We start from the raw sequence: 25,073 nt of genomic DNA, 5'->3' as shown, positions 1-25,073 counted from the left end.
CATATAATGAGTCAACAAGTTGGAAGCCTTGAAGGAGGATATTTAGCACAATGAGAACGATGAAACTTGGTACAAGCAACTTGGAAGTTCCGGTTATCGCGGTAGGTTGTATGAGAATTAATTCATTGGAAAAAAATGAGGCTGAGCGCTTCGTCCAGTCAGCGCTGGATGCAGGAGCCAATTTCTTTGACCATGCTGATATTTACGGTGGAGGCAAGTGTGAAGAAATCTTCTCCGAAGCCATTCATATGAACGATGATATTCGCGAGAAAATCATTTTGCAATCCAAATGCGGCATTCGCAAGGGTATGTTCGATTTCTCGAAAGAACATATTTTGGAATCCGTGGACAATATCCTGAAGCGCCTCAAAACCGATTATTTAGACATTCTGCTTCTGCACCGTCCGGATGCGTTAGTAGAACCGGAAGAGGTAGCCGAGGCTTTTGATCTTCTTGAAAGCACTGGAAAAGTTAGACACTTCGGTGTTTCGAATCAGACTCCGATGCAAATTCAATTGCTGAAGAAATCGGTTAAGCAGCCGCTGGTTGCCAATCAATTGCAGCTAAGTATCACGAACTCCACGATGATTTCAAACGGCATGAACGTGAATATGCTGAATGAATCCGCTGTAAACCGTGACGGCAATGTACTTGATTTTTGCAGATTGAACGATATCACAATTCAGCCTTGGTCACCTTTCCAATACGGATTTTTCGAGGGCGTATTCCTTGGCAATGAAAAGTTCCCTGAGCTGAATCTGAAAATCGATGAGATTGCTGCAAAATACGAAGTGAGTAACACCACTATCGCGATCGCATGGCTATTACGCCACCCAGCGCGGATGCAGCCGGTTACTGGCACGACGACGATCGAGCGCTTAATGGATTGCTGCAAAGCGGCTGATGTTCATTTGACACGTCAGGAATGGTATGAGATTTTTCGCGCGGCAGGCAATGTGCTGCCATAAGATTTGCTCAGAGAAAAGACTTCCAGCGCTGCTAGCTGCTGCTGGAGGTCTTTTTTTGATGTTCGTTCGCGGAGCGGAGTAACAGGCATTTCTAACGTTAAAAATGGCGCGTGAGTGAAGGGATGTGGATGGCAATAGGCTGAGGTTGAGATAATGTCAGACGGCTGATCAGCAATATTTGCATTTTATACAATATAATAGCGTCTTCTGATCGCAAATGCGGTCATTCGTTGCACAATATACAACCATTTATTGCGAAAAGGTGAGATGAAAGCGATTTAGAGCATGAATCGTTGTAAAAAGTACAACATTGAGGCGATCCGAGGCTCAATTACAGCCAAATGGTTGTAAAAAATACAACATACTAGCCACTAATAGAATCACTTGAGGAAAAGAACAATAGATTACCTTGAAGAATGGAGCAGCTTATGAAAAGATTAGTGATTATAACGGTTGGCAAAACCCACAGCGGGAAAACGACATTTGCGAAAAGCTTAGAACAACAGCTGCCTAACTCCCTAGTGGTAGATCAAGATAATCATGCTGAGTTTATCAACGCCTATTATCAAGCTTTGCTTCCGAAAAAAGGACCTAATGCGATTAAGTACGCCATTACTCAAACAATAGTCAATTATGCGGTTCAACAAACCGATGCTCATCTCATACTTTGCAACTCCAATCTTGCCCGTCAAGGACGATTGGATCTGCTTGCACATTTTCGTAAAAAAGGCTTCGAGAGTGTGCTTGTTCATTTTGATATCCCGGATCACATTCTTCAGGCCCGAGTTGCAGATAGTCAGCGAAGCAAAGCAATATTTAGGAGCGCTTCGTCGTTTGAAGAAGTACTTATTCGGCAACAGGCTGAATCACATAAGAACGGCATGACTGGTCCGGTTGAGGGTGAGGCTGACCACCTTTTTGTCATCAGGAAAACGGAGGATATTCAGTCAGTTATTCAAAGTATTCTCCAAGTATAAGAATGGATGAAATAGAGAAAGGTTATACAGATGCTCAATAGAAAAAATGCTTACCTGCTGCTGGTCTTCGTTACAGTTGTTTTAATTGTGTACAGTATTTACGCCAATTTTGTTTTTGATCTACGAGCAACCGCATTTCTAAGTCAAAAGATCGATCTCAAACGAGCGTTACATGTTGCGGTATGGCTGAAGGTCATGCATGTGCATGTTGCATTTGCTTGCTTGGCGATGATCGCGGGTGCGATTAATTTCTCCTCTATCCTTCTTAAAAAATACCGGAAGTTCCATCGCTTGAACGGCTATTTGTATGTTTTATCCGTTATGATTGTTGACCTTACGTCCGGTTACATGGCTCCCTATGCGACGGGTGGGAAGGCTAGCAGCATGGCTTTTAATTTGTTAAATATCATATGGATGTTCTTGATTATCATGGCGATAGTGAAAATCAGAAAAAAACAAGTGAACCACCACCGAAAGTGGATGATCAGAAGTTATGCATTTGTTTTTACCAATTTCTCTATTCATCTGTTGACTGCAATCTTTCATAAGGGATTCAGCCTTCCCTATACGGAGAGCTATACGATTAGTATATATTCTTCGATTGTTATACTGCTTCTGGTTGGCGAAGTTGTTACGCGTATCCCGTCGAAGGCGGCGGGTTAGCAGCTCCTCTCGAATATGACGATTGTCACCTCGAACCGATGACTTGATTCACTTCTGAAAAACTCCCTCAAAGGCGATAATGAAATCAATAAATCCTTTAAGGGAGTGTTCAAATTATGAATTCAACAGTATCGATGATGATTTCAGCTTTAATATTCTTTTTTATCCTGCGTGGACAATTAAGTGGAATGAATAAGCCGCTCAAAAAATCAGGCGTAACGCTGCTGCTGCCAATTTTATATATTTCAACTTCATTCACACAGTTGTTTGATCCATCGCTGCATATCCGTGAAGGGCAAGTGATTCTTGCACTTTTGATCGGTATGGTTGTCTCTATTCCCCTTATCTTAACGACTAACTTTGAAGTCCGGGACAATGGCAACACATTTATCAAACGTAACAAAACGGTGTTCGTTCTGCTGATTGTGATCTTTGCATTACGTTTCCTTGCTGTAGCAACTATAAAATCAATTGATCCCAGTACACTGAGTTTTATGTGCAACCTCTTTACCTTTGGGTACATCGCGACTTGGCGCATCACGAGTTATGTGAAGTTCCGCGGCGTAAGCTCTTCAAAACAAGCGATGATAAATGTTTAAATCATTAGCGGCGCATCCTGCGCTGCTTTTTTGCATTTATGGAGACAATGCGGACATTTACATGATGATTACATGTTTTATTTTTGACACTCTTTCTTGATAGCTTTGGCTTGTGAGTTTTTTGTGAGTATGAAATGATAGAATGACTCGAATTGTTGTTTTTAGAGAAAGAGGGAGTCTTCATGCACAAGCTTCGGCAGTTCATTGGTATCGTTGTGGTTTTTTCTCTCTCTGTTCTTTTATTCATAGGCATCTATTCGCAGGCCACTCCGAATAAGGTTGATCAGCCTGCGAAACATGGCATGTTGGATTTAAGGAACTGGGATCTTCGTCAACAGGGGTTGACCTCTCTGGACGGAGAGTGGGAGTTCTACGAAGGGAAGCTCCTGGAACCGGGAGATTTTCATAATGGACCTAGACCGGATGTAACCTATTTAACGGTACCTGGTACATGGAAGGGCAAAGATAACGAACAAGGAATGAGCCGGAAAGGGTTTGGAACCTATCGACTCAAGGTGCTTGTCCAAGGGAACGATGATGACATCTATGGGGTTAAATTAAGAAGTATCCGAATGTCGCATCGACTATACATTGACGGTCAATTGCAGGGGGAGAGCGGACGGCCAGCTGAAAGCAAGGCCATGCATGCACCAGGCAATACGCCTTACAGCGCATTTTTCCATACCGATGCCAAGGAAATTGAGTTCATCATCCAAGTGTCCAACTATGAATTTTTCACGGGGGGAATTGTCAATTCGATTCAGTTCGGATCGCACAAAGATATTGCGAGCTTGGATAACATATTAACGGGTAGCGATATGGTGGCTATTTTTGTTTTGGTCATGTTCGGAACGTACCATATCAGTTTCTATCTTCTGCGGAAGCAGGAGAAAACTTACTTGCTCAGTGGGTTATATTTGTTCTCGCTTTCTATTGTTCAATTACTTTTTGGCGAAAAGATTTTTCAACGGCTGCTGCCGAATATCCCTTTCGATATCGTGTACAAAGCGCTGGATGTCAGTCAATTCCTAAGCTCGCTTTTAAGTATTTTGTTTTTTTGCTCCCTAGACAAAAGGTTAATTCCGCGTCAAAAGATGATGTGGCTGCTCTCACCGATTCTGCTTTATTTAGCTGTCATTATCGTACTGCCTTATTCGCTTTATAATGAGGTCAGATATGCATTTTTTGTCTACATCGGACTTGTTCCACTTTATATTCTTATAAGAATGGTCCAGTTATATGTGCGCAGTCAGCGTGGTGGCCACGATCGGAAAGAGATCTTGCTTTTCATCGCTGCAATCATCTCATTGTTAATTTTTTTGATAGACGGTTCGCTGTATGCGGAGAATGCGGTTGCTTCAGATCTTTTAAGTAAAGTGGGTGTTATTTGTTTCATTACATTAATGAATATTTTACTGGCTGTACGGTTTAAAAACGCCTACGAAAAAAATGAGCTGCTGACGCACCAATTAGTCGTTTCCAACCAGCTGAAAGATGAGTTCTTAATGCACACCTCACATGAGGTCAAAACGCCACTTCACGGGATTATGAATATTACCTCCTATTTACTTGATGATGATGAACATAATTTGTCAGCGAAGCAAAAGGAAAGTCTTTGGCTCATCAAGGATACATCGATCAAGCTTTCTATGCTGATGCGCGATTTGATCGATGTCTCTCGATTGAAGCAGGGCGAGCTGAGGCTGCAAATGGGCGTTGTAGATGTCAGGACTGTAACTCAAATTGTGTTTGATGTTTTGCAATTTGAACTAGCTGGTAAAACGGTACGGTTGGATAATCAGGTTCCGCCGGATGTTTGGGTTGAAGCTGACGAGAATCGCTTACGCCAAGTTATGTACAATTTGATCCATAATTCTATCAAACATACATATACAGGAAGTATCACGCTTACAGCAACCGTTGCTGAGGGAATCGTTTATATTACAGTGGCAGATACCGGAACCGGCATTCCGAAAGATAAGCATACGAAAATATTCGAGTATTTTGATCAGCTGGATCAGAGGTTGCCGGATGATGGGTACACGGGTATGGGGGTTGGTTTGTATATTAGTAGAAAGCTCGTCGAACGAATGGGGGGACGAATTGGAGTCGACTGGTCTGAGGTTGGTCATGGAACACGCGTGACCTTCTCATTGTCCAAGGCGGCGGAGAAAGCTCTTATCTACGAGCACACGAATGATGAATTGGACGGGCAATCAGGTCGAGTCATTCCCAGACGCGATTCACTGGACATTTTGGAAGAGCATGCTTCTACAATAATGATTGTAGATGACGAAGCTTCCAATATCTACACATTGCTGAACATTCTAAAAAGATACCGTTACAATGTGGTCACTGCCTTCTCGGCAAAGGAAGCTATGGCGAAAATGAAGGAGTATCCGCAGATTGATCTGGTCATTCTTGATGTCATGATGCCAGGTGTCTCGGGTATCGAGTTGTGCCGTATGCTGCGTACGCATCACTCCATTCTAGACCTTCCGATTTTGTTTGCCACAGCCAAGGATACGCTTCAAGACATCGCTCTTGGCTTCAGGGCAGGAGCAAACGATTATTTGACCAAACCGTTCGAAGCAGAAACGCTGCTTGCACGAATACATACGTTAATTGCTATGAAAACGTCAATCCAAGAAGCGATTATGAGCGAGCTCGCGTTCCATCAGGCTCAGATTAAACCGCATTTTCTGTACAATGCGCTGAGCAGCGTCATTTCGTTTTGTTATACGGATGGGGAGAAAGCAGCCTATCTACTATCGAAGCTCAGCCAGTATTTACGCTATATTTTAGACATGGACCGCCATGAGCTGTACGTCAGTTTAGGACGTGAATTGGAATTGATTGACGCCTATGTTGAGATTGAGAAGGCGCGTTTCGGTGAGCGTTTTGATGTTAGATATTATGTCGATGACGATCTCAAGGATGTATCGATTCCTTCCTTGTGTATTCAACCTTTTATCGAAAATGCAATTCGTCATGGCTTGTTTGAAAAGGATGGGCATGGCACGGTAACATTATCCATTCAGGAGGGGGATCGCTATTTACAGATAGCTGTTCAAGACGATGGCGTCGGGATTCATGATGACCTGCTTTACAGTATTGCCAGTGGCAGGTCACGTACAGGCGGAATCGGGATTGCGAACATTCGCAAACGGTTGGATGCTATTCCTGGCGCGACAGTAACTGTAAGCTCTGAGCTCGGACGGGGAACGAAAGTTGTGATGTATTTGCCACTAACATCTACGGAATTTGCGACTATGGAGGAAAGGGGGGCGAAGATTGTTTAAGGTTATCATTGTCGAAGATGAAAAGCCGATTCTCGAGCTTATGAAGGTTCTTATCGGCCGCAACGGGCATTTTGAGATTGTGGGGACTTTCAGCAATGGTTTGGAGGCGCTTGAAGGGCTGCAGGAACTGAAACCGGATATTGCCTTCCTGGATGTGGAAATGCCCAAGATGAACGGGCTGGAACTCGCGCAGCGATTAAATGAACGATTAGAGCATACCCGCATCGTGTTTACGACGGCGTATAAAGACTATGCTGTGGATGCATTTAAGGTTTACGCGTTCGATTATTTGCTAAAGCCGGTTACACCGCCTGCAATTGAACGTTTGACTAGCAGGCTAATTAAGCTTGAACGTCCTACTATTGCAGAGGAGAAAAAAGAACGCCGCACGTTAGTACGATGTCTGGGTGGATTCGATGTTAGGAGTCCAGACGGCATGGTTGTCCGTTGGCCTACTAGAAAGACGGAAGAATTATTTGCTTATCTCCTGTGTCACTTGAAACAGGATATTAGTAAATGGCAGCTAGCGGATATATTATGGCCGGAGATGCCGGAGGACAGAGGCTCTCATAATTTGCACAATACGATCTATCGTCTCAAAAAGCTGCTCAAAGAGCAGGAGATTGGCATGGACATCGTGAAAACGAATGAAGGATATTTGCTTGATCCTCTGCAAGAAGGATTGGATTTAATGGAATTTCAAAATGCTTTGCGAGACGGTTTGCAGGATCTCGCACTAGCGGATCGTGCGTGTTCGCTTTATCGCGGACCTCTTTTGGAACGGAAGGATTATATCTGGAAATCTCAGCTGGAGGAAAGCTATGCCAAGCACTATACGGTGCTAATGAGAAGCTTGGTTAAGCAAGAAATGGCCGTTGAGGCGTGGACCAAGGCAGAACAAAGGTTGGATGTGTATTTGTCGTTATACCCGTTAAACGAAGAAATGCATCAATTACTAATGGATATCTATGCTTCTAGTGGCCGGCAGGAGCTGGCATTCAAACATTATACCAGCTTCGAATCGCTATACAGGCAAGAACTAGGCATCGAGCTGCCGAAAGCGATGAGAGACAGGGCATCCGCGTATTTATAGAACGCAGGAATGGGGCTGTTCCGAGAGTAGAAGTATCTACTTCGGGACAGCTTTTTTTGTACTTGAATGCTTCACGACACGCGGAGTGCACCACTTGGGTGAATTTATCAAGTTATGTCGAAAAGTTTGTGAGAATCTTGGGAGACGCGTGTGATAACATGCATGTCAATGAGTAATTTGTCATATTATGGGTCCTATTATCGAATGCCCAGGGAGGACTAGCGAATGAGACAGAAACGAATGAGAAGAAAAAAAGACAGGATGAAGAAAAAATATGCGTACCTCGTAGCGATGCTGGCGATGCTGGGTGCACACGCCGTGATGGTGAATAAGGCGGAAGCAAAGCCTGCGTGGGCAGATGATAATTTTCTTCAGTACGTGAATTATAGCAGTACCTTTTCTAAATTTTCGAATGAAAATGATGACTATGATGAAAGCAATTTGCAAGCGAATGGCTCCTATATCCCAAAGTTCCCTAATAACCTAACGTTAGGACCAAAAAGTACGGATTCCGATGAAGACGGTTATGCGCTCGGAGGATGGATAGCGCCGTCAGATCTCCCGAGTTCACTCGTAGATCCAGCGAGAATGAATCAGTTGGAGTTTAAGGTGGACGCCTCTGTGCGAATTGATGACAATGACACAATGATTATCGTAACGAATGGAAACCAATATAAGCGCACCAAGGATAACAACGATACTGGCATGGCCAAACTGTACGAAATGACTTCGGGATGGAATCCATTCCGAGCGAGCGGCAACAGTATTCAATTTGTGCTGGATGACGTCAATACACCACTTAGCCGATACGAGAGAATTAAAATGTCCTTGGCTGATGTGGTTGGCCCCGGCTTGCAATCTATTTCTGTATCGAATGCCGGCGATGGCAAGTTTCATCTCGGAGAGACGGTAGAATTTGTCCTGCATTTTGATGAGTTGGTGAATATCGACACTTCCTTCGAGCTCCCAATGAATACGGGGAAAAAGGCTGTGTATTTTTCGGGTAATGGAACGAAAGACATCGTCTTTCACTACACGGTCGTAGCGGACGATATGACGCGAAGCGACATTGGCAAGCAGCCCTACAATCAGGGCAGATACCTTGGAATCGGCACCAGAGCACCAAGCGAGTGGGATCTCAATCAAGGCGGAGACGATAAGATTGGTGCGATACTCCCGCCGAATGTTAAGGATCTCTCGGATAACGAAATGCTGGGCAGCACGATGGGTAATCCTTACAACTGGAAAAGTAAATACGACGCTAATTACACTTTCACTGGCGGATCAAGTTACTATAACCAATTGGACAGCAGCAAGATCCAGGTAGACGGCATCGTACCGGTTATCCATGAAGTTCAAGTAACAACGTCTACAGGGACGAAATATATAAAAGCAGGAGACAAACTAACCGTTAAGCTTTTGCTGGATGATGTGGTTTCCGGAACAGATGGCTACATCACATTCAACAATGGCAAGAAAGCCCTGTATCAATCAGGCAGCGGTTCGAAGGTAGTCACCTACCAATACGTCGTTCAGCCTGAAGATGAAGGGAACGATCTGGCGTATTCGAATTTCATCGGCCATCTAGGGATCACCGACGATTATGGCAACACACCGATGATACAGAATGGCTACAACCCTCCTTTATCGCTGGATGGCGAAGCGATCTGTGTCGATGCGAAGCTGCCGACTGTGTTATTTCAGTCTGCTACAGAAGGGACCACTCAGCGTCAACACACGGTTCAGTTGAACGTAATTGAGCAAGGCTCTGGTGTGAAAGGGGACGTACTCCAATATGCTTGGCTCCAATCTCCGGGCGAGCAGAATGTTACCTGGGTGACATACGGGATCATGGACGGCAAATTGCCTGCCATCTCGAAGAGCAATACGAATGGTGACTGGTATGTGGCGGTATTGCTGGAGGATCGTGCAGGCAATAGGAATCAGATTACGAGTCCAGCCATTCGTTTCGATAACATCCAGCCGGTGATTGCGATTACGCCTAACGGCAGTGGTAATCAGTATCTGGGATCACTGACACCACAAGTGAACGTCACCGATGAGAATGCGGGTGTGGACGATGCCAAGCTGGAATACCAATGGGTGTACCACGATGATGAGGCCAATGAACTCGACTGGCTCCCCTTCCAGAATGGCCATCCTGTCCAAACACCGCAATTCCCTGAACATGGCCGGTACACGTTGTATGTGCGCGCTTATGACAGGGCAGGAAATAAGTCGGAGGCCGTCACTTTGCCATTTTATTTGGACACGAAACCACCGGAAATAAATATGACGCCAGACGGCAATTTGACGCAGCAGCGTATGCAAAAAGCGCAGATTAGCGCAGTAGACGCGAATAGCAATTTAAAATCGTTGATGTACGGCTGGAGCCAGGATGCCGATCCGAAAAATGCAGCTTGGAAGGAGCTGGGCTCACGGCGCGAGGTCTCGACTGACGACGAAGAACAACGGATGGAAGGTGTGTGGTTTCTGCATGTACGTGCGTCCGATATTTGGGGAAATGAGGCATTCCAGAGCCGTGCATTCTACGTTGATAATACGCCGCCCGCTGTCGTGTTTCAGTATGCGCCATCCGTGACAGCAACGGTCAAGGAAGCAGTGGCTACCGTGAGAGCAAAGGATGCCAATACGATCTCAGCGCTTTACTATCAATGGACTGCATCAGAAACAAAACCCGGTATGACGGACGCCAGCTGGCTTCATTTTGCAAATGGCTCGAAGCTTTCCAAAAATAATGTGGATGGCGATTGGTTTCTCCATATTAAAGCTGTTGATTCATTCGGCAACAAAAGCATCACCACTTCAAGGGTATTTAAGCTAAGCCATTCTGCGCCGAAGAGTTCCGATTTCCAGATGGATATGCCAACACATACGAATGCTGATGAAGTCAAAATTCAAATAAGTGCTCCGTCGAAAGAAACCTATACTTATCATATCGAAGACCAAAACCAGCATGAAATCCAAAGTGGTGAAATAACGGATGGATCAACTGCGTTAACGTTGGAGATGCCTGCAAATGAGGGGACATATACTTATTCGTTCAGCTTCGAAAATGAGGTTCGTAACCGCAGCGATAAGATGTTTCGGTCCATTATTGTAGACAAGACTCTTTCAGTAGCCGAAGTCGTTTATAGCGAGACTGCACAGACACGCAATCCTGTTATCGTCCAATTAACGAATCTCTACGATAATGAGACGCTTGCAAGCGAGCTCCAACTGCCAGACGGTGAGACGCATACTTTTAAGGAAAACGGCAGTTATACGTTTAAAATTGTGGACAAGGCCGGCAATGAGCGATTGATTCCTGTTCAGGTGACGAATATCGATAACGTTATGCCGAATATTCGAATCGCCGCCGGACAGGGGCAACAGCCAAGTCGGACTGTAAGTGCTGCTGTCTACGCCGAAGACAACCGGACCGCGAAAGGTGATCTCCATCTCTATGCACAATGGACCCCTACGGAGTCAGCGCCGGATTTGTCCGATGCCAATTGGAAAGCCATAGCGAATGAAGCGTTTATTACTGAAAGTGAGCTGGAATCCGGCGAATGGTTCCTGCATGTGAAAGCGGTCGATCAAGTCGGGAATACCTCTGTTCTAACAAGCGACAAGCTGATCGTTGACCGCAATGTCCCTTTCGCCACTATCGTGTATTCCACGGTAGAACCAACTGCCAATACAGTAACTGCGCATGTCACATTTGATAAACCTGGTGTTCGCATACTCAATACGCCAGGGGGTATCCCTTTTTATACGTTCAGTGGCAACGGCTCCTTCACGTTTGAATTTGAAGACGAAGCTGGCAATCGCAGCAGCGCCTTGGCGACCGTCGATCAAATCAATCCGGTCCTGCCGAAGGCTGACATTTCGTTCTCAACCACGGATATCACGTATCAAGATGTGTTGGTTAAGATGGCAACGACCAATAACCGATTTACGTTAGCCGATTTCATGTTCGAGGCGGGCATGGGCGAGCAGTTTGTAAGCAGTCAATCAGACGGCTTAGCGGTGACGGAATCCGTCTACAGCATTGCGCAGAATGGCCTTATTTCATTTGTGATTAGAGATAGGAATGGGGAAGTGGCCGATCAGCCTGTGAAAGTGCCCGTGTGGAATATCGACAAAAAGGCTCCGTCAGCAACGCTTCGTTACAGCAGCTCCAACTGGACAAGAAGCGGCGTCGGTATTACGCTGCAGCTGGCAGACGAGTCGCCGACAGTCATTTTGAACAATCATGGCAGCAATACCTTCACATTGGAAGAAAACGGCCAGTTTACGTTCGAGTTTCAGGATGCAGCGGGGAACCGATCTTCCATCACAGCGGAGGTCACGCACATTGATAACGAGGCTCCGACGGCAAGTCTCTCATACAGCACGACGGAGCCAACGAACAAGCCGGTAACCGTGACGTTGCTAGCTGCCGACAACAGCGGTGCGCCTGTTAGCATCATGAATAACGGTGGACAAGCCAGCTACACGTTCACAGAGAATGGCACATTCTCTTTTATCATCCGGGATCAAGCTGGCAATGAGAGCGTAATTCCAGTCGAGGTTACGAACATTGATAAGAGGAAACCGACAGGCAGCGTGGTTTACAGCACCAAAGCGTTGACCAATGAGGATGTGGTTGCCCAATTATTGGCGATTGACGACCTCGGTGAACCTGTGACGGTCACTAGCGGAGGCGGCTCCCAGGCTACTTTTAAACAAAACGGCGTGTTCACCTTCACCTTCCAGGATCGAGCAGGCAATGAGGGCACTGTCGTTGCGGGCGTCAATTGGATTGACAAAACACCTCCACGTGGCACGATTACGGCTTCGGAAACGAATCCTACACAGCAGGATGTCGTGTTGACGTTGGATCTGCCGGAAGGCGGCGACATCATTAATCATGACGGGAAGTCTAGCATCGTCGCAACGGAAAACGGCGATTACACGTTCAAAGTGGCAGATACGCTTGGCAATACGGCGGATATCACCTATCGGGTTGACAACATCGACCGAAAAGCGCCGATTGGGCAAATCGTATACAACACGGACGGGCCAACGAACCAAGACGTCATTGCAACGGTGATTGCAGGAGAAGATTTCAAGGTGCTGAACAATCATGGCAGCAAACAGGTTGTGTTTAAAGAGAACGGTGAGTTCGTGTTTGATCTGCAAGATGAAGCGGGCAATACCTCCTCGGTAAAAGCAACCGTGAATCGAATCGATAGAACTGCGCCAATTGTAACCATCAAATACAGCGCTACGAAGCTGACTAATCAGAGCGTAACGGCTTCTGTCTACAGCGAAGAGGGTGGCAGACTGATAGCCATCAATAATGACGAGAAAACGAGTCTTGTTTTTAAAGAGAACGGCGCCTTCACTTTTATTGTCACGGATGAAGCAGGCAATCGCGTTCGTGCCCTCGCGAAGGTTCAGAACATTGACAAATCCCCGCCAATCATCAAATTTGCCAAGCCTTATATGATTTTTGAGCCTGGCGAAGAGATCGTTTTGAACGATTTTGAAGCTTATGATGACAGGGATGGTGCAATCGCACAGGATCGCGTCACTCTGAAACCACCGGAAGTGGATGCTTCGACAGGCGGGACGTACGTAGTCACTTACAGTACGACGGATGAGGCGGGCAACACGGCTGAAGTGAAACGCCCTGTCCAAGTGTTAACGCCGCAGGATTTCCTTGTTCTGGTGAACGGGAAGTTTGAACCAAGCTCCCAGTATATGGTTGAAGGATATGAAGTGACTTTCAAAGTCGTTAACTTCATCGAGCAGTACAAGGCTGATTTCAAAAAAGGCGACGGCATGCTGAAAAGCGGGGATTTTAAGCAAAACACGACGGATTTGGAACATGACGTAACAGAGGAGCCAGTTGCCAAAGAAGTCAAGTTCACGGCCAAGCAGCCTGGATGGCATACGTTTTATTTTCAGGATTTGAATCGGCGAACGGTGGTTATCAACATTTACTTCCTTGGAGGTCAGTGAGTTAAGAAAGGAGCTTGGCTGTGTATAGATGGATAAGTAGTTTTTTGGTCGCTTTGATGCTGTTTACGTTTTCGTTTGCCGAGCTAACCCATGCGGCAGTTGTAGGTGACCCTCCCTTAGAGCTGGACAATGGCATCGTGAAGATGGTCGTTGACAGCAAGGGTCACTACACGATTAAAACCGTCAAAGGCAATCCGTTGAGAAAAAGTGACGATGACAAGTGGTTGCTGTTCCAGGATAAAAGCCCAGATACGTCGTTCACGACGTTTCGAATTAATGATGAAGATTATATTTTCGGTGAGGGCTACGGCTTAAGCTTAGCGAGAAAGGCTGCTTTGCAAGGCCGCCCGGAAATTCAAGGCAAAGCCATTGTGACGACCTGGGATGTCGACGGTGTGGAGATCAAGCAGAAGCTGGAGCTCATTATTGATAAAGACAATCCAAACTACGGCAATGTGTTCATTCAGTATGGCGTGACGAATCACACTCAGACGTCGGTGCAAGTAGGCAGCCGGATCTTGCTTGATGTCATGACGGGGACGAATGATGGCGCAGGCATCAAGCTTGGCAATCTTTTTATCGATACAGAAAAGACATATACAGGCAGCGACGTGCCAAAAATTTGGCGTGCGAGCGACAATGAGTTTGCTCCAAGCGTAATCTCCTATGGTTTAACAAGCGGGTGGGGCAACAAAACGCCGGATGCGATGACGATCGGCCATTGGCAGGGGCTGTCCCAATCAACCTGGGAGTACAATGTGAAGCCAGATCGTAATTTTACAATCGAATCGGACTATGGGAAGAAGGATACGGCCGTCGCCTTTTATTGGAATCCGATTGCGCTTCCGAGCGGAGAGCGAACGGTTTTTGAAACGTATTACGGCATCGGGGAAGTGCCGGATAAGGCATACTCTTACAACGTCCAGCTGTCCTCGATAAGCAAATTGAACGTAAATGAAACGTACGACGGGTACAAGGAAGAAGAGTTTGAGATTACGGCTTATGTGGAAAATAACCTGCCTAATTCCGCCGACGTGTACGATGCCACGGCCTCCATTTCTTTTGAGAAAGGGCTGCAGCTAGTTAAAGGCGAGGAGAGCACGAAGGTCAAACGTCTCCTTAAGGTAGGCGAGCAGCAGGCGTTTACATGGCGGGTGAGGGCATTGCCTCAGGATATTTACAAAATGGAGAAGTACCGTGTCGATGTTTATGACAGTCGGCAGATCGGGCCTGACGGTAAGGTGAACACCTCCGATATTTATTCGAGCAGCCGTTTTGTTTTGTTGCCGAGTGTAGATGGCGGCCCGCCGAAGACGCTGTACAATACCGTAAGCCCAGATAAGCTTTATTACAGCGGCAAACGTTCGTTCACGATCAAAGGAACGGGCTTTGAGATGTACAAAGACACCACCAAATGGAAGCTGCTGCTGCAGCATGCGGGCACGAAGCAGGAGTTGAAAATACCATCTAACCAAATCTCCGTGTCGGATGATACGACGATTTTGGCGACCTTGGAAGATGAACTGCCTGTTGGAGAATACAATATTCTTATTGAACAGCAAGACAGCACGCGAACGCAATTGCCGTTCAAGCTGATGTTTACGAAGGATAAAACGTATATTTCCCGAAACTATGGCGTTCTCGCGGTTCTCAAAGACTACGAGCTGAAGGGATCAAGCAGCGATCCGACGTACTTTTACCGGGTGCTGCCGCTTAAAGACGAAGATCAATTAGAGAAGCTCAAAGCCCATCTTGCGGCTATGCCGAAGAACGGCAGTGCTGAACGAAGCGTGCTGCTTACCGTGAAAGGTGATATTCGCGAGGTGCGGACAACCACGGGGAAGGTATCCAAGTACTTGGTTTACTCCGCGAATAAAAAAGCCGTTATCAACGATATCATGACCTATAGCTCGCCGGTTCCGATGATTATTTCGGACAATAAGCAGCAGGTACTGAACATCGATCCAACTTATAATTTTGGGTTTAACTATGCGTTGATCCCGGCATTTGATCCTGGGTTCCCGTGGAATTTTGATGCGATAGGTGGAGCACTTCCGCAAGGAACTGAGGTGAAGCCTGACACGAACGCTGATTTGGGTCTGCCGGAGTTTGGCTTCGATAAGACGTTTAAACCGGTAAATACGGGCTTTGATATCGATTATCCCTATCGTTCCGGGCAATCCGGCTTGAACAAAGATCAATTGAATCAATTGAAAAATACCTTCGTGTATATTCAAGGCCAAGGCCTGCTAGGCGTTAATGCCAAGAATGGCTTTGACTTCTGGTATGACAACTTTAACATTGCACTGCAGGACGGTCAGGCTTACACCCTGGAAGGGGATCGTGAAGAGGCGAAAGACGAAACAATTGTCGTTCAAATGAGCGGCGTTGGGAAGTTCCTGAACGTCATGCTCTCCGGGTTGCCGATTGATATTAACGAGCTTATTCTGGCTAACCGGGATGATAAAGATATGTTGTCCTTCGGAGCCAAGGTATCCCTGCCGTTCCTTGGGGGCAAAAAAAGCGCAGATGGCGAGGAGCCGAAAGGATCTCTCTCCATCGATGCAAAGGATATTCTCTTCTCCCGCAAGGGATATGAAGGACTAATCGCAGAAGGCGAGCTCTCTTTATCGAACTTCGGTATGGTGAAAGGGATTGAAGCTAATGTTGGCGTTGATACCTTTCATGGACACTACACCGTGAACGGATCTGCCGAAATCGGCGTCGTCAAAGCAGAAGTGAGCTTTGAAATTATGCGTGAACGTCAAAACGACACCTGGTATTTAAATAAGCTCATTCTTTCAGGCGAAGGTGATCCTGGTATCCCTGTTGTGCCTGGAAGCGTGTATGTGACCAAGCTGGGCGGCGGCGTTGAGAATCTTGCTGAGCTGACCAATCCGTATTACGGAGGGGCTGAAATTTTTACAGTGGTCGTGCTTAGCGATATCAGTGCGGTGAAAGTTTTCAAGGGTGAATTTGAAGGGAAATTCAATCGGAGAAAAATGCGCATTGACGGCAATCTGGACGTTGCTTCTCTCCCGATTTTCAAAACGGCCTATTTGGAAGCTTCCTGGGATACAGGTACGGATGAGAGCTTCTATGTCACAGGGGGCGGTACCATCGATATTCTGGATGGGCTGATCGCAGGCGGAGGCAGTGTCTACATTTCTGACAAACGGCTTGACGGCAGAGCTTATATTGAGCTGAAAATACCGCGTTCTGTTCCTTTTATTGGTGGTGAAACATTGGCGAAAGCCTCGGCGGGCATCAATAACGAAGAGATTTGGGCAGCGGCGCAAATCAATCTGCTTCTGGTTACCATTGAACTGACAGCTGATTATTATTGGTCAGGCGGTTTGGATGTTGGGGTTGGTATCGCTTCTTCCGATCCAGCCTACCTGCCTCGTCTAGAGCGCAACAAAGGCATTTATGCTATGCCAGTCCGCGACGGGAATCAGAGAGGTACAATGATGTACGGCACGAATATGCGGATCATCGGCAGCTCGAAGCCGATGTCGCTTCTGGCTTCGAGAGATGGGTGGACTCGCGATAACGAGGCACCTATTTACGGAACGGGAACTGCTCTTGCAGCAGATGACGATAAAAAGACGCATATGTTTACGTTAGGTGACTCGTCTAGCAGCTATTTAATCGAGATGACTTATGAAGGCGACCTGCCTCAAGTAAATTTAACAAAACCTGACGGTACACCAATTGATTTGGTGGAAAAAGGGAACTACTTCCTCCGTACCGATGAGGTTAACGGGGTTCAGAAGCATTACATGGTCATTGGTCTTGAAAAGCCTGCCAATGGCGTCTATACGCTTACTTCGGATCATGAAGTTGAAACGAAGCTGGCGCAAGTACTTCCAGTACCGAAGCTGACGAACGCAAACGTAGAGCTTGAGGGCAGCAGCAAGTTGAAGCTGAGCTGGAGCGGCCAGAATTATAAAGAATCGGCGAACCCGGCAGAAGCGTCCAAGCTCATTATTTCCTTGTCGACCGAGAAGGAAAGTGTCGGCAGGGTGCTTGCTACGGTTGATCCAAAAACCGGTGAGCAGACACTAGACATTCCGGAGGATTTACAGACCGGTGATTATTATGTCCATTTCGGCTTATCGACGGAAAAAATGTCATACAGCGAGCAGGATTCACAGAAGCTGCATATCGTGAATCCGAAGGCACCGGCTGCCGTGTCTTCCGTGCAAGGCGCGAAGAACGGCAACGGCATGCTGCGCGCAGCGTGGCCGGCAAGCTCGGATCCAGCGACCACAGGCTACAACATCGAAGTGTTCGATACGGAAGGCAATGCGGTTGATAAATTTGGCGTCGCTTATGCTGACGCGAAGAATACGACGAAGGATGCGAACGGCAATTACAGCGTCATCATCGGGGGAACGTATCAAGGGCTTGCAGCCGAAGGAAAGCCACCTGAAATTTTAGGGCTGGAGACCGGCAAGACCTATAAAATTGGCATTACGCCAGTGCGGCAAGAAACCGACATCCACGACAGCACGAAGCGTAAATCCTATTACGGGCCAACCACGATCAGCGCTGAAGTAGAGCTGCCTAAGCCGAAACCTCCTGAGTTTACTGTTGGTGTCGCTGGCAAATCGACGGAGGGCGTCCTTATCAGCGATACGGAAGCTATTGACAGCGCCCAAGGTTCATCTTCACAGATGACGGGCGTTAAGGAACGCGACGTCAAGCTTATGTTAAGCGCTGAGGAGGAAGTCACTGCGGACATTTACGTTGATTCTGTAAAATCAAGTAAACAGATGCACGGTCAATCGGATGAGTTGATCATTTATCAACTAACGGATGGCATTCATTATGTGGATTTGGTTGCCAAGAACAAAGACGGAGACATGGCCGTGAAGCGGGAGAAGTTTGTTGTTGATACTAAGGCGCCAGTGATCATGCTGGACAGTCCTGCATCCGACTCGATGGCTCCGAACGGAATAGCCGAGATTAGAGGCAGAACGGAAGCAGGTGCCAGGGTCGTAATCGGCGGCCGTGAAGTGGCTGGGGATGAGCAAGGTCGTTTCCAAGCTTCCATTCCGCTGAGCAACCATTTCAAGCATGACATCACCGTCTCGTCTACCGATGCCGTCGGGAATACGACAACTTCCCAATTACAGGTAATTAACGGAGCCATCCAGCCGCTGAAGAAGGTGCGCTTAACGCCGGGTATTGAGAAAATGAAGGCCGGAGAGAGCGTGCAGCTTCAACTTATAGGGATTCAGAATGATGCAGCAGGCAGCGAAATGAATATTGATCCCCAGTATGTGAAGTGGGAGTTCATGGAGGGTGAATCCATTGCCCACGTGGATACGGATGGAAGATTGACGGCGAAGCAGGACGGAGATATCGTTCTACTTGCCTCGTATCAAGTAACGGATACTTATGCGTTCCAAGATGCCGTTGTCATCAAGGTCGGTCAGGAATCGGATGTGAAACCGGTTAGTCGCGTGAAGTTGACACCTGATATACAGAAAATGTTCATCGGAGATTCTTTGAAACTAGACCTCATCGGTTTGAGGGATGATGGAACAGCTGTTACACTCGACGACAGCCGTGTGACGTGGGAAATTAGCAACGGCGCCTCTCTCGCGAGCATCGATCAAACGGGTACTTTGACGGCTCTTGCGAAAGGCGACATCACGGTTCGCGCGTCCAACAGGCTTAGCAGCGGTTCGACGGTTCAAGATGTGATGAGCATTCATATTGAAAGAGATCCGAAAACGATTCAGCTTAAAAGCGTAAATATATCACCGGATGCAGCTAAAATGATAGCAGGCGAATCGCTTCTCTTGAAGCTGACCGGTATTGATGACGAAGGCCTTGCAATGGCGCTTAATCCAGAGAAGGTCGACTGGAAGCTAACCAAGGGCGGCGAGCTCGCTTTCATCGATTCATCTGGTAAGCTGACAGCACGGCAAGCTGGAAGTATCGGCATCCAGGCCACCTATACGCTGGATAATGGGACAACCCTTCAGGCTGAAAAGGCGGTCACCATAGTGGAGCAAGAAAGTTCTTCTTCTGGAAATGGAGCGGGAAGCGGGACTGGGACTGGGAATCCAAAGCCTGTAGATCCCAACACCAAGGGAGCCAGCGAATACGATCTCACCCCGGATACGGATTTATTGAACAAACGTGTCGATGAAATTTCTATCTCTATTCACAAAGGTGCCGTTAATCAGGTTGATAAATTGCTGGTTGGCAGAGTAAGCAATGTTGAGAAGTATCTTTCAACAGATGAAAAGAAAAATAAACAACCTATTACTGGCATCTATGAGCTCGGACTTGCGAGTAAAAGCAAGCAAATGAAACAACCAATAGAAGTGACATTCCATTACGACGCTGAGCGTGTTCAAGATTCGAGCGGTTTGGCCGTGTACCGATTCAACGACTATATGCAGAAATGGGAAGTTGTTCCGGGCAAAGCGGATCCTTTACTTCATGAGGTTACGGTAAATGTTGATCGGTTGGGCAAATACGCCTTGTTCAACGTGAGCGCTCCCACCCAGTTCGTTGATATTTCGAAAGAAAGATGGTCGGCTTCGGGCATTTATGCACTCCAATCTTTAGGCATCATTGATGGTTTAATAGAGGGGAAAGACATGGTGTACCAACCGGAACGCAGTATTTCACGGGCGGAGTTCATCAAACTGCTTGCCTCTGCGAGGAAGCTGTCTATTCAAACCGGTAATTTAGAAAGCGAGTTTAAAGATTGGCATCAGGTTCCGGAGTGGGCTAAGCCCTACATGTATACCTCCATCATTGAGAATATACTAGGAGGTCGCCAAACGGAACAAGGTCTCGTCTTGGACAGCAACACACCAGTTACCCGAGCGGAAGCTGTCACGATTCTAGGCAGAGTGCTTGCGGGCAACAGCCAGACAGCCGCAGCTTCCGAACCGTTTGCAGATGCGAGTGACATACCGGACTTTGCAAAAAGCTATGTGGAGCAAGTTCGTCAACATGGACTAATGGATGGCTATGAGGACGGAACGTTTAGGCCGGGCAAAACGATGACGCGTGAAGAAACAGCGATATTGATTTACAGACTTATTCAGTTTTATGACAGGTAGGAGGCTGTATCGATAGGACAGATCGTTAAGATCTGTCCTCTTTTCAATTATGGAAGTTATTACTTTACTAATAAGGAGAGGTTTCATGTGAAGAATACGATTTTGATTGTAGATGATGCTGCCTTTATGAGAGCAATGTTAAAAGATATGCTTTTAGCTTTGAACTATGTGGTTATAGGGGAGGGCCGAAACGGTCTTGAAGCTGTACAGTTATACAAAAGGCTCAAACCGGATTTGGTGACATTGGACATAACCATGCCTGAGATGGATGGAATCGCAGCGCTGAAGGAAATCAAACAATTGGATCCCCAGGCCAAAATCATCATGTGTTCAGCCATGGGTCAGCAGAAACTGGTCGTTGATTCCATTCAAGCAGGCGCAAAGGACTTCCTCGTCAAACCTTTTAATAAAGATAGAATTGCTGACACTTTGGAAAAGTTATTTTAGGCAGGAAATCAATTTGCCCTAATCGAATCTGTAGTGGATGTCCATGAACACACGAGAAGGCGGATGAAAGGGATGCAGATTAGCGGTCAGATGAAACGGTTGCTGCTCATGAATGCAGCATCAACAGTCATATTTAACTACATTGGTATTTTCGTCAATTTATTTATTTGGGAGAAGAACAACAATATCTCTGAGGTGGTATGGTTCAACCTCATTATGTTTATCACATGGACGTTCGCGTTTGCGGTTGGTTCCAGATTGTTAACCAGCTATACGACACGTGTGTTGATTCGCACGAATGCGGTCTGCGGCGGAGTCGTTTTTCTGCTTTTATCCGTGCTGGAGCTGGAAAATAGGCTTTTATGGATCACAATCATCGCCATTCCCATCGGCGTCATGTGGGGATTTTATGCCGCAGCGCAAAATATTACCTTAAGTGTGTACGGAAAAGGGAAGGATTTCGAGCAGTATTTTTCAATTGCCAATATCATCAACCAGCTCGTATCGATTATTAATCCGATTGCTTTTGCGCTCATTATCAAATGGATTGGCTACTCAGGGTCCTTTTTACTGATGTTCGTGTTCGTGGGTTTATTATTGACCGTTTCGTTCTATATTCCTACCATTACGCTCGCCGGTGAATCTGTGCCATTATTTCGCGGCATCCAATTTCGGCTCGTATTTGCGACCAGTGCGCTGCGATGGATGGTTCCTTCTCTGCTGGCGGCCGGCATATTTTTGCAATTTCAGGTGCTGTTTGCGTTGGTGTTTACTTTTTCAGTATCAGAGGATAAATTGGTCATCGCCATGCTTAATGTGCTTTATGCCTGCTTTGCCATCGGGGCTATGATGTTGTATAGAAGACTGAAGACGCGTGAAGGTGTATGGTTGGCCATCGGGATGATTTTTGTGTCAGTTGGCATTCTTCTGCCCTTACTGCCGAAAGCGCCCATCCTTATCATTTCCAATATTTTAACGACCATCGGGATGTTTTATTTTGGGACGGTGTGGAACACGAGGCAGTTTCGAATTATTGCCAAGCAAACGGCTCTACAGCAAGCCCGAATTTTCTTATGGCGTGAATGTTTTTTGAATGCTTCGAGGATACTGTTGCTCATACTGGCTTTATCGGTAAAAGACATCCGCGGAGGAGCGTTTATCTTCTTAATCATGCTGGCGCTTGCCTGCGCACTCATGGTTCCTTACTTCTCAGGGAAGAGCACGGAAGCTTTCGAGCGGCAGACAGAGCAAGAGGAGAGTTAGGCATTAAACGCGAGGGACCGAATTGTTCCGAACCAAATAATTGGGAGGTTTTGTCCAAATGAGCCAAGCAAACGATCTTGTGATTGATGCTACTCTTGTGAAAAGTTTAATTTCCACACAATTTCCACAGTGGGCAGAGCTTGCGATTGAGCAGGTCATTTCCGGCGGGACGGACAATGTGATCTATCGGCTCGGCACGGATATGGCCGTAAGATTGCCGCGGGCGGAATGGGCGGTTGGGCAGGTGGAGAAGGAGCAGAAATGGCTGCCACAACTGGCTGGGCTGCTGCCGATTCCTATTCATGCTCCGATAGCTTTTGGGGCGCCGACTGAAGGCTACCCCCGGAACTGGTCTGTGTATCGCTGGTTGGAAGGGGAGAACGCGACGGTCAGACAAGTGGAAGATCAAAACCAAGCAGCTAACGCACTGGCTCAGTTCGTAATCGCCATGCAGCGGATCGATTCCGATGGAGGGCCTCCGCCAGGCGCACATAACTCAGGCCGTGGCGAACCTCTGGCGAAACGCGATGCCGCAGTTCGTGCTGCCATCGTAACCCTGCATGACATTGTGGATGCTGACGCAGCAACCGCTGTGTGGGAGGCAGCCCTGCAGGCCCCGGTGTGGCAGGGCAAACCGGTTTGGATTCACGGTGATCTCCACCCAGGGAACCTGCTGATCGAAGAGGGCCGGCTAAGCGCCGTTATTGACTTTGGAACTTTGGGTGTGGGAGATCCTGCGTGCGACCTCATGGTCGCGTGGACATTCCTTGCCGCGCAAGGCCGCGAACGCTTCCGCGCAGATCTGCCAATCGATGATGCGGCTTGGTCACGCGGGAGCGGGTGGGCGCTTTCATTCGGTTTAATTGCGCTAGCCTACTATCTAGAAACAAATCTTGTCCTCGCAGAGATTTCTCGGCGCACAATCAATGAAGTGCTCGCCGATTACAAGAACGGCTTGTTATAAGGGTTTTGACGAATCATCTGAATGAGATTGTTTGTTGAAGCAGATAAGGGTTCATTTTTACGTGTACAAATGGCGATTGTATTCTTAAGTTGGATTCCTTCTACATAAACGCGGGACAACTCACCACGATTTACATATTCGCGTACAACGAGGGAAGACACGAAGTTAGCGCCATACCCAGCAATCACGGCAGTAATCGCTTCATGCAGTCCGTTAAATTGCAAAGAAATGGCGGGAACGGCTGAATGATAGGTGCGGCATAAAGACAGCAGTCTCTCGCGAGTTGAACTGCCTTCTTCACGCATGACAAAAGGTTCTTTCATCATTTCGGACAGAGAGACCTGCTGATTGGCATATTTGTGATTAGGCGCCACTACAAACCATAACTCATCCTGAAACAATTCCTCTGTCAGAATGGTGTCCGGGTAGGTCTCGGCTATGCCCCCATAAATGGCGATATCAACTTCTACATTTAGCAGCTGGTTCAAGGCACCACTGGAATTGGTCGTGTTGATCATCATTTCAACTTGTTCATATTGCTGCTTAAACTTTGCGATCCAAGTTGGGATGAGGAAATGAGCGGGTAAGTAGGTAGCGGCTAGCCGAATACTTCCGGTTGTGCCGCTGCGGTAATTGTGAGCGAATTGTTCAATTTGCTGCTCGACCGCAAAAAGCCTTTTTGCAAGTAAAGCAAGTTCTTCACCGGCATCCGTTAGCGCAACCCCTCTTCCCAGAGGTTTCAGCAGGAGAAGCTGCAGCTCTTTTTCGAACTTTTTGATCTGTGCAGTAATGGCGGGTTGGCTTATATTTAACAATTCGGAAGCGCGTGTCACACTACCGCTGGTTGCAACTGTATGAAATAAGCGTAAAGCATGTAAATTCATTAGAAGGCTCCCTTTGTTTCTGATTTATATATTATATATATGATTCTAACATAAAGATATATTATTTATATGATTAGATTCGTTTTATAATGAAGCCAGAAGGTAAATAGCAAAGAGGAGTGATATCGATGAATGCAACTAACACATGGGAAAAAGTAGATCAGTATATTAAAGAACGGTTGATTCCACACGACACTGTTCTGGAAAATGCCTTGGCCGCGAATCAGCTTGCAGGGCTGCCAGCTTATGATGTTTCACCTACGCAAGGTAAGTTTTTGAATTTGTTGATTCAAATGAAAGGCGCTAAACGAATCCTGGAGATTGGCACATTAGGCGGATATAGTACGATTTGGATGGCGAGGGCATTACCATCAGACGGAAAGCTAGTTACACTGGAACTGGATCCGATTCATGCTCGAGTGGCAAGTGAAAACATATCCCATGCTCAGCTGAGTGAACTTGTCGAGCTTCGTGTAGGAGACGCACTAGAACAATTAGCTCAGTTGGACAATGAAGGTGTTGAACCTTTTGACCTGATATTTATAGATGCTGACAAACCCAATAACCCTCATTATTTAAAATGGGCGCTGCATTTTTCTCATCCTGGGACGGTGATTATTGGAGATAATGTCATCCGTGATGGCGAGGTCATCAATGAGGAAAGTCAAGATCCCCGCGTGCAGGGAGTAAGGAAATTCTATGATCTGTTGGCGGATGAACCGAGGATTTCGGCAACGGCCATTCAGACGGTCGGCAGTAAAGGATATGATGGTTTTGTATTAGGTATTGTAAAATGATGAAACCGGA

General features: G+C 46.7%; 13 protein-coding genes. 12 read left to right on the top strand and 1 reads right to left on the bottom strand.

Annotated features, from left to right (window positions below):
- The first annotated feature begins 50 nt into the window (after nt 1–50).
- The 11 genes from ACKTT9_RS26450 to ACKTT9_RS26400 all read left to right on the top strand — a co-directional run bounded on the left by ACKTT9_RS26450 (nt 51) and on the right by ACKTT9_RS26400 (nt 23,382).
- The gene (locus ACKTT9_RS26450; protein WP_407868246.1) at nt 51–968 is read left to right on the top strand and encodes an aldo/keto reductase family oxidoreductase; all 918 of its coding nucleotides are present in this window, start codon (nt 51–53) and stop codon (nt 966–968) included.
- A gap of 428 nt (nt 969–1,396) precedes the next feature.
- Nucleotides 1,397–1,945 carry an ATP-binding protein gene (locus tag ACKTT9_RS26445; RefSeq protein WP_407868245.1) on the top strand — a complete coding sequence of 183 codons (549 nt, stop codon included), beginning with the start codon at nt 1,397–1,399 and terminating at the stop codon, nt 1,943–1,945.
- Nucleotides 1,946–1,975: 30 nt separating this feature from the next.
- Nucleotides 1,976–2,608: a DUF2306 domain-containing protein gene (locus ACKTT9_RS26440; protein WP_407868244.1), complete on the top strand. Its 633-nt coding sequence runs from the start codon at nt 1,976–1,978 to the stop codon at nt 2,606–2,608.
- Between the two features lie 116 nt (nt 2,609–2,724).
- Nucleotides 2,725–3,207 carry a CcdC protein domain-containing protein gene (locus ACKTT9_RS26435; protein ID WP_157326093.1) on the top strand — a complete coding sequence of 161 codons (483 nt, stop codon included), beginning with the start codon at nt 2,725–2,727 and terminating at the stop codon, nt 3,205–3,207.
- A gap of 182 nt (nt 3,208–3,389) precedes the next feature.
- Nucleotides 3,390–6,509: an ATP-binding protein gene (locus ACKTT9_RS26430; RefSeq protein WP_407868243.1), complete on the top strand. Its 3,120-nt coding sequence runs from the start codon at nt 3,390–3,392 to the stop codon at nt 6,507–6,509.
- Complete coding sequence (locus tag ACKTT9_RS26425; protein WP_407868242.1) at nt 6,502–7,602, top strand: response regulator; 1,101 nt, start codon at nt 6,502–6,504, stop codon at nt 7,600–7,602. Before ACKTT9_RS26430 ends, ACKTT9_RS26425 begins: the two co-directional genes overlap by 8 nt.
- A 225-nt stretch (nt 7,603–7,827) precedes the next feature.
- Complete coding sequence (locus ACKTT9_RS26420; protein ID WP_407868241.1) at nt 7,828–13,614, top strand: Ig-like domain repeat protein; 5,787 nt, start codon at nt 7,828–7,830, stop codon at nt 13,612–13,614.
- Nucleotides 13,615–13,634: 20 nt separating this feature from the next.
- Complete coding sequence (locus tag ACKTT9_RS26415; RefSeq protein WP_407868240.1) at nt 13,635–20,708, top strand: S-layer homology domain-containing protein; 7,074 nt, start codon at nt 13,635–13,637, stop codon at nt 20,706–20,708.
- Nucleotides 20,709–20,795: 87 nt separating this feature from the next.
- On the top strand, nt 20,796–21,155 hold the full coding sequence (locus ACKTT9_RS26410; protein WP_407868239.1) for a response regulator: 360 nt from the start codon (nt 20,796–20,798) through the stop codon (nt 21,153–21,155).
- 72 nt (nt 21,156–21,227) lie between these two features.
- The gene (locus ACKTT9_RS26405; protein ID WP_407868238.1) at nt 21,228–22,418 is read left to right on the top strand and encodes an MFS transporter; all 1,191 of its coding nucleotides are present in this window, start codon (nt 21,228–21,230) and stop codon (nt 22,416–22,418) included.
- Between the two features lie 58 nt (nt 22,419–22,476).
- Complete coding sequence (locus tag ACKTT9_RS26400; protein WP_407868237.1) at nt 22,477–23,382, top strand: aminoglycoside phosphotransferase family protein; 906 nt, start codon at nt 22,477–22,479, stop codon at nt 23,380–23,382.
- On the opposite strand, the gene ACKTT9_RS26395 is transcribed toward ACKTT9_RS26400, so the two are convergent.
- Complete coding sequence (locus ACKTT9_RS26395) at nt 23,361–24,266, bottom strand: LysR substrate-binding domain-containing protein (RefSeq protein WP_407868236.1); 906 nt, start codon at nt 24,264–24,266, stop codon at nt 23,361–23,363. The two genes, ACKTT9_RS26400 and ACKTT9_RS26395, sit on opposite strands and share 22 nt — an antisense overlap.
- 128 nt (nt 24,267–24,394) lie before the next feature.
- On the opposite strand from ACKTT9_RS26395, the gene ACKTT9_RS26390 reads away from it, so the two are divergent.
- On the top strand, nt 24,395–25,063 hold the full coding sequence (locus tag ACKTT9_RS26390; protein ID WP_407868235.1) for an O-methyltransferase: 669 nt from the start codon (nt 24,395–24,397) through the stop codon (nt 25,061–25,063).
- Nucleotides 25,064–25,073: the final 10 nt, after the last annotated feature.

It is taken from the genome of Paenibacillus sp. P36 (assembly GCF_045866505.1).
Lineage (GTDB): Bacteria > Bacillota > Bacilli > Paenibacillales > NBRC-103111 > Paenibacillus_E > Paenibacillus_E chondroitinus.
Note: the sequence above shows the minus strand (reverse complement) of the source record. Positions and strands in the feature narration are given on the sequence as shown.